The sequence below is a fragment of the Candidatus Eisenbacteria bacterium genome (assembly GCA_013140805.1).
Taxonomy (GTDB): Bacteria; Eisenbacteria; RBG-16-71-46; order RBG-16-71-46; family RBG-16-71-46; genus JABFRW01.
This window is the reverse complement of the sequence record JABFRW010000076.1, coordinates 21,973-28,086: the sequence shown is the minus strand read 5'-3', so window position 1 is coordinate 28,086 and position 6,114 is coordinate 21,973. Positions and strand designations below refer to the sequence as shown.

Annotated in this window: 4 protein-coding genes; 1 reads left to right on the top strand and 3 read right to left on the bottom strand. The window is 66.0% G+C overall.

The window, feature by feature from the left end:
* On the bottom strand, nt 1–634 hold a 634-nt coding region (locus HOP12_06915), incomplete at its 3' end, for a ring-cleaving dioxygenase (GenBank protein ID NOT33885.1).
* A gap of 97 nt (nt 635–731) precedes the next feature.
* Between HOP12_06915 and HOP12_06910 the strand changes: the two genes are divergently transcribed.
* Nucleotides 732–3,002 (top strand): hypothetical protein, encoded by a 2,271-nt coding sequence (locus HOP12_06910; GenBank protein ID NOT33884.1) that lies wholly within the window; start codon nt 732–734, stop codon nt 3,000–3,002.
* 27 nt (nt 3,003–3,029) lie between these two features.
* Here the strand turns inward: HOP12_06910 and HOP12_06905 are convergent, their stop codons facing one another.
* Entirely contained in the window at nt 3,030–3,332 is a 303-nt protein-coding gene (locus tag HOP12_06905) for a hypothetical protein (protein NOT33883.1), read from the bottom strand.
* On the bottom strand, nt 3,329–6,031 hold the full coding sequence (locus tag HOP12_06900) for a protein kinase (GenBank protein NOT33882.1): 2,703 nt from the start codon (nt 6,029–6,031) through the stop codon (nt 3,329–3,331). Before HOP12_06900 ends, HOP12_06905 begins: the two co-directional genes overlap by 4 nt.
* Between the last annotated feature and the right edge of the window lie 83 nt (nt 6,032–6,114).

Sequence of the window (6,114 nt, the reverse complement as noted above, 5' to 3'; positions counted from 1 at the left end):
GACCGGCGCGCAGCTCGGGGGCGCAGATGACGTCGACGACCGCGTCCGGTGTCGCGGTCGCGCTCACGAATCGACGGCGATCACCTTCGACTTCCGTCGCTCGATAGCCGAGCGATTCGGTGAGTACGGCGGCCGTGCGTTCGAAGCCGGACACGGTCAGCGTGACGCCGTGGAAACCATGAATCGCGTGCTGCGGAGGGATCGCACTCGCGGCGCGCCGAGTGGGGTCCGGAGGCTCGGCCAGCTCGACGAGCTCGAGTGCCAGCCCATCCGGATCGAGGAACGGAAGCGTACGCGCGCCGAACCGAAGCTCCGGGGGGCCGAAGTCGATCGCGTGCCTCGCAAGGAAGTCCATCCACCATTCGATGCTCGCGGGCGGAACCGCGAAGCTCGTGGCGGTGGTCTGGCCGGTCCCCGCACGCCCGCGCGGCGCGCCGGGCCAGGGGAAGAACGTCAGGATCGTGCCGGGGTGGCCCGCGTCGTCGCCGTAGTAGAGATGGTAGGTCGCGGGGTCGTCGAAATTGACCGTGCGTTTGACCAGCCGCAGGCCAAGTCGCCCGGCGTAGAAGTCGAGGTTCTGTTGCGGATCGCTCGCAAGAGCGGTCACGTGATGCAGGCCTGGGATCGGGTTCATGGAGAAGATGAGGGCTCGCGTGGGCCGGCGGTGATTGGTAGGCTTGAGGGGCCTGATAGTAGCGATTTGACCCCGAGCCGGAAGGAGGCCCTCCCCGATGGGCCAGCCACGCCATTTCTGCATCCTTGCGCGCAACTGCTTCGCCACGCTGGCTCTGACCGCCGCCACCCTGCTGCTACCGGCCGCACCGGTCTCGGCTCAAATTCTGATCAACGAGATCCTCCCGAATCCGTTCGGCAACGATGTCGGAACGGAGCGGGTCGAAATCTTCAACGCCGGTGCCAGCCCCGTGAATCTGACCGGCTGGGGAATCGACGACGCCGTGACGATCGGCCAGGCGGCCGTGAGGGCGCGCATTCCGGAGGATTTCGATGCCACCTGCTCGACCAACGCCACCATCGGACCCGGCGAGTTCCGCGTCGTGATGATGCAGGGCGGGTCGGCGGTGCTCAACAACGGCGGCGATGACGTCTACCTGGTTTCCGATCGTCTGCTGGCGGCGACCGTCGTGCACTCGGTGACGTATCCGTCGGCCACGGCGTTCGAGGGCCAGGTGTGGTCCGCGATTCCGAATGGATCTTCGAACTTCGCGTTTCGCTCGCCCACTCTGTGTGGCAGCAACGCCGGAATCGGTGACGTCACGGCGCCCGGCACCGTGAGCAACCTCCTGGCGGTCCCCGGCGCATTCCCGGGTGAGATTCGCCTGACCTGGACCGCGCCCGGTGACGACGGCGCGACCGGAACGGCGAGCGCGTACATCATCAAGGTCTCGCACGACCCAATCAACGCCGGCAACTTCGACGCCGCCCTCGACATCAACCGCTGGATCGCGGAGCCCTTGCCGCTCGTGGCCGGTGCCGCGGAGACGCTGTTCGTGTTCGGACTCGCGACCGATTCGACCTGGCACTTCGCACTCAAGACGCAGGACGAGGTACCCAACACGAGCTCCGTCTCCAATGACTCCGGGACTGCGCCGCTCGCGGGACTACTGTTGAATCCCGACACCGGCTACACCCCCTACTTCGGCAATCTGCATTCGCACACCAGTTACTCCGACGGCGTGCAGACCCCTGCCCAGGCCTACGACTACGCCCGCAATGGCGCACCGACCGCGCTCGACTTCCTCGCCGTGACGGATCACAACCACTCGGGCGCGGGCATGCAGCTGTCGAACTATTCGTTGGGGCTGGCGCAGGCCGCCGCAGCGAACGACGATGGCGACTTCGTCGCGATCTGGGGTCAGGAGTGGGGCATCATCGAAAGCGGTGGCCACGCGAACGTGTTCGAAGCGCCGACACTGTTCGGCTGGCAGGCGGGCAACTACGACGTCTTCGTCGCCGAGGGGGACTACACCGGGCTCTACACGGCGCTGCTCGCCAATCCACCGTCGGGATATCCCCCGATCGTCGAGTGGTGTCATCCGGCTTCCGGCGACTTCAACAACTACGCCGTGACGCCCAACGGCCAATCCGTCGTGAGCCTGATGGCGCTCATCACCGGACCGGCCTTCTCGACCTCGACGACGGAGTCGGATGTCGGCAGCACGACCGGAAACGAAGTGCTGTTCCAGGACGCGCTCCGGTTGGGTTTCAGGATCTCTCCCGCCGGAGACCAGGACAATCACAATGCGACCTGGGGCGCCGCGACCGAGACGCGTACCGTGGCGCTCGCGGCCGGCAAGACCAAGTCCGAGATCCTCGGCGCGCTCGCGACGAGGCGCAACTACGCCAGTCAGGATCACAACGTCGTGGTGCAGTTCTCCGCGGACGGCCGACCGATGGGATCCGCGTGGACCAGTGCTCAGGGCGTTCGTTTCGCGGTGCGCGTGATCGATCCGGACCTGACCGACGGCGTGGCGCAGATCGACCTGCTACGCGGCGTCACGGGGACCTCGAATGCCGCGGTGGTGGCCACCAGTGTTGGTAACTCGAGCTTTGCGTGGCGCGAGCGCAGCAGCTTCGCCCCCGGCACCGAGGCGCACTACTACATGCGCATCCGCATGAACGACAACGCCAACGTCTGGACCGGTCCGGTCTACGTCGACTACGACCCGGCGTCGGTGGTCGGCGTGGGCGATCGGGATCATGCGATCGAGCTGGCGATGTCCGCGCACCCGAATCCTGCATTCGGACGCGTCACCGCGAGTTTCGCGCTTCCGAATCCGGCGCGTCGCGCCGCGCTGGTGATCTACGACGCGGCAGGCCGACGGGTGAAGTCGCTGATCGACGGTCCGCTCAGTGCCGGCAGCCACCAGGTCGTCTGGACAGGACTCGACGATGCGGGGCGGCCGGCGTCTGCCGGAATCTTCTTCATGCGTCTCGAGACCGATGACCGCTCGGTCGTTCGGAAGGTGCTGCTGATTCGCTAGCACACTCGGGGCAGGCCTCGAGATGCGCTACAGCTGGCTGCTCGGTGGTTCGTCCACGATGATGACCGGATCGAGTTGAACCGTGGGATCCTCGACTGAGATCACGGTGTACTTGAACAAGCCCTTGTAACGCGGGCGCTGCTTGAGGGCGGCGTCCGCGTGAGCAAGCTGTTTGACTCCGAACGGCCCCTCCGAGTCGAACACGATCGTGAACTTCTGCTCGTTCATGCTCGCCCAGTGGACGTCGTCGAGCGGCGTCATCGTGAGCGAGTCGGGCTCGACGCGTATGCCGCTCTTGTCGACGGTGACTGCAATTCTGTGAGTCCTCATCTTCGTTCTCCCGGACTGGAACTGATTGGTTGGGGTTGCGGATCGATCGCCGCGATGAGCGCGCCGAAGCGTCGTTCTGCGCGCCACTCTTCGAAAATGGGGGAGTCGCGAAGCCACGCGAGCGGGTAGCCGCCCTGCACCGCCCGCTCGAGCCACGTGGTTGCGCGGTCCCTCTCCCCGAGTTGCCAGAGTGTGAGTGCCGCGCAGTACTGCACCATCGAGTTCGCGCTGTCTGCAGCCAGCGCCCGCCGCAGCTCCGTGCGCGCGCTGTCGGGTTGACCGAGTTTCGGAAGCAACGTGGCGAGATGGGCCGGAATCATCACGTCGAAGGAATTCCCATTGCGGACGCGCTCGCGTTCCTCTTCGCGCCCGAGCCGCACAGCCTGTGCGTAGGCTTCGGAGGCCTGATCGCTCCGATTGCGAAGCCAGAAATAGGCGTCTCCCAGATTGAGCCACGATTGATAGTCGGCGAATCCGAACTGAAACGACTGGTTGTAGGCGCCGATCGACTCCTCGAATCGGTGCGAGTTGAAGAAGGCCGTCCCCAAATTGTCGAACGCGATCTTCGTAGGGCACAGCGCGATCGCCCGCTGCAGGGAGTCGATCGCGCGGTCGTAGTCCCCGCGCAGGACCAGCATCCCACCCAGTCCCTGATAACCGCGGTGGAAATCCGGCGAACGGCGGATCATGGACTCGTACATCCCGATCGCCTCGTCGACGTGCCCGGCCCTGAACTGCCAGACCGCCAGCCACCAGTAGGGTTGCCAGCAGTGCGGACGCTGCGCGATGACCGCTTCGTAGACTGCTCTTTCCTGCTCGGGCCTCCCCAACCGGGCGTACGTGCGACCCAGATTCGACCACGCTGCGTCGTCGGTCGAGTCGAGCCGGCACGCACGCGCGAGCGCCTCGAGCGACGCGGACGCGTTCTTCCGGGAGAACCACACGGCGCCCAGCACCCGGTGACCCTCGGAGCGTGAACTGTCGAGCGCGATAGCCTCGCGCGCCGAGGCTTCGGCACGCGCGAGGCAGCTCGTGTCGCTCGCGAGCCGATAGCACTTGAGCTCCGCGTGTGCCAGCCAGGTCCGCGCCGCAGCGGCCTCGGGCTCCGTCCGGCACGCGAGCTCCAGGTCCTCGATTGCGTGACGGGCCTGCGCTTCGGTCGTTGCATGCAGCACGCGGCCGATGCCCTGCAGCAGGAATCGCAGCGTGCCCGCGCCGCGCACTCCGAACTCGGACGAAGCGTCGGTCCGGCGCGGCTCGAGTCCCACCAGCTTGACCGCTTCGCGGTACAGGCGATCTTCGAATTCGAACGGCTTCGCCAGCGGCGTCTCAACGACTCGAACACTCATACGCTTCCCGGTCGCTCCATCCCAGAGCTCCAGCCGTCCTCGAAATGAGTCGGTGCGTTGCTCGAGACTCGAAGCCAGTGTGAGGTTGGTGCCCAGGACCCGGCGGGCATCGACGACGTCATCGACGCGCTCGTCCAATGCGTCCTGAAAGGAGGCAAGCTGAAACCCCGGCCGATCCTGATGGCGCTGAAGCCGGGCGTGGAGCCGGGCGATCGAGCCGAGTCCGAACTCCGCGAAGTCTTCGGATGCACCGGGTGTGGCGGGCGGCAGGACCGCAAGATTGCGGTCGCGCGGCAGCTTCGATGCGAACGGCGCACGCGAGACCCCCCAGGTCAGGAGGGCGGCAACGATCGCCACGAGAGGCAGCATCAGCGTCGACCACGAGACTGCGCGCCTCCACGGCGATACGATGAGACGGGTCGCGATCCGATCCGCGCGAGTGTCGGGCAAGGCGACCGAGCCTCTCGCAGCGAGAAGATCCTGCATCAAGTCAGCACACGTCGGATGACGCCGGGCTGGATCCTTCGACATCATCTTCGCGATCACGTCGGAGAGAGCGACTCCCACGGTCGGATTCACGCGCGTCACGGGCTCCGGGGCGGCGTTCATGATGCGTTCCCGAACGGCGTCGTAGGTGTCGCCCGCGAACGGATTGCGAGCGGCCAGCATCTCGTAGAACACGGTTCCGAGCGCGAAGATGTCGGTGCGTCCGTCGAGCGTTCCGCCGTAGTGAGCCTCGGGCGCCATGTACTGCGGAGTGCCGGCGATGACGTTCGCTTCGCTCTCCGCGGTCCAGGTGGTGGACGATGGCGAGGTGGTGTCGGGGGTCGATTCCGTGCGCCGGGCGATGCCGAAGTCGAGGATCTTGATCTGGCCCTGAGTCGTCACCATCAGATTCTCGGGCTTGATGTCGCGATGAATCAGCCCGTGATCGTGGGCGACCGCGACGGCGGCGATACACTGCGTGGAGAGATCCCAGAAGTCCTGGAGCGGAACGGGCTCAACCATTCGTTCCCGCAGCGTCGTGCCGTCGACGTATTCCATGACGATCAACAAGTCATCGTCGAGCTCCAACACGTCATGGATCGCCGCAATGCGCGCATCGCTGATCCGGCTCGCGCGGCGCGCCTCCTTGAGGATCGCGCGGCGGCGGTCCCCGCCTGCCTGGTCCGTCGATCGGACACGCTTCAACGCCACGCGGCGATTGAGCAGGGTGTCCTGCGCGAGCAGGACCTCTCCCATGCCCCCGTGGCCGAGTAGGCGCTCGACACGATAGCGTCCTAGGATGACCCGGCCCGGCCAGTGTTGCGCGGCGCCGGGATCGGTTTCCGAAGCATCGGGCGTAGGCATGCGGCCCTCAGTCCATCGAGACAGGGCGCAGCAGACTCTAATTCGTTCGGGGGAGCCGAAGTATACGCCCCAGACTCGAGGCC

Coding starts and splice junctions, on each gene's coding strand:
- HOP12_06900 (NOT33882.1), bottom strand. CDS start 6,031: ATGCCTACGCCCGATGCTTCGGAAACCGATCCCGGCGCCGCGCAACAC.
- HOP12_06910 (NOT33884.1), top strand. CDS start 732: ATGGGCCAGCCACGCCATTTCTGCATCCTTGCGCGCAACTGCTTCGCC.
- HOP12_06905 (NOT33883.1), bottom strand. CDS start 3,332: ATGAGGACTCACAGAATTGCAGTCACCGTCGACAAGAGCGGCATACGC.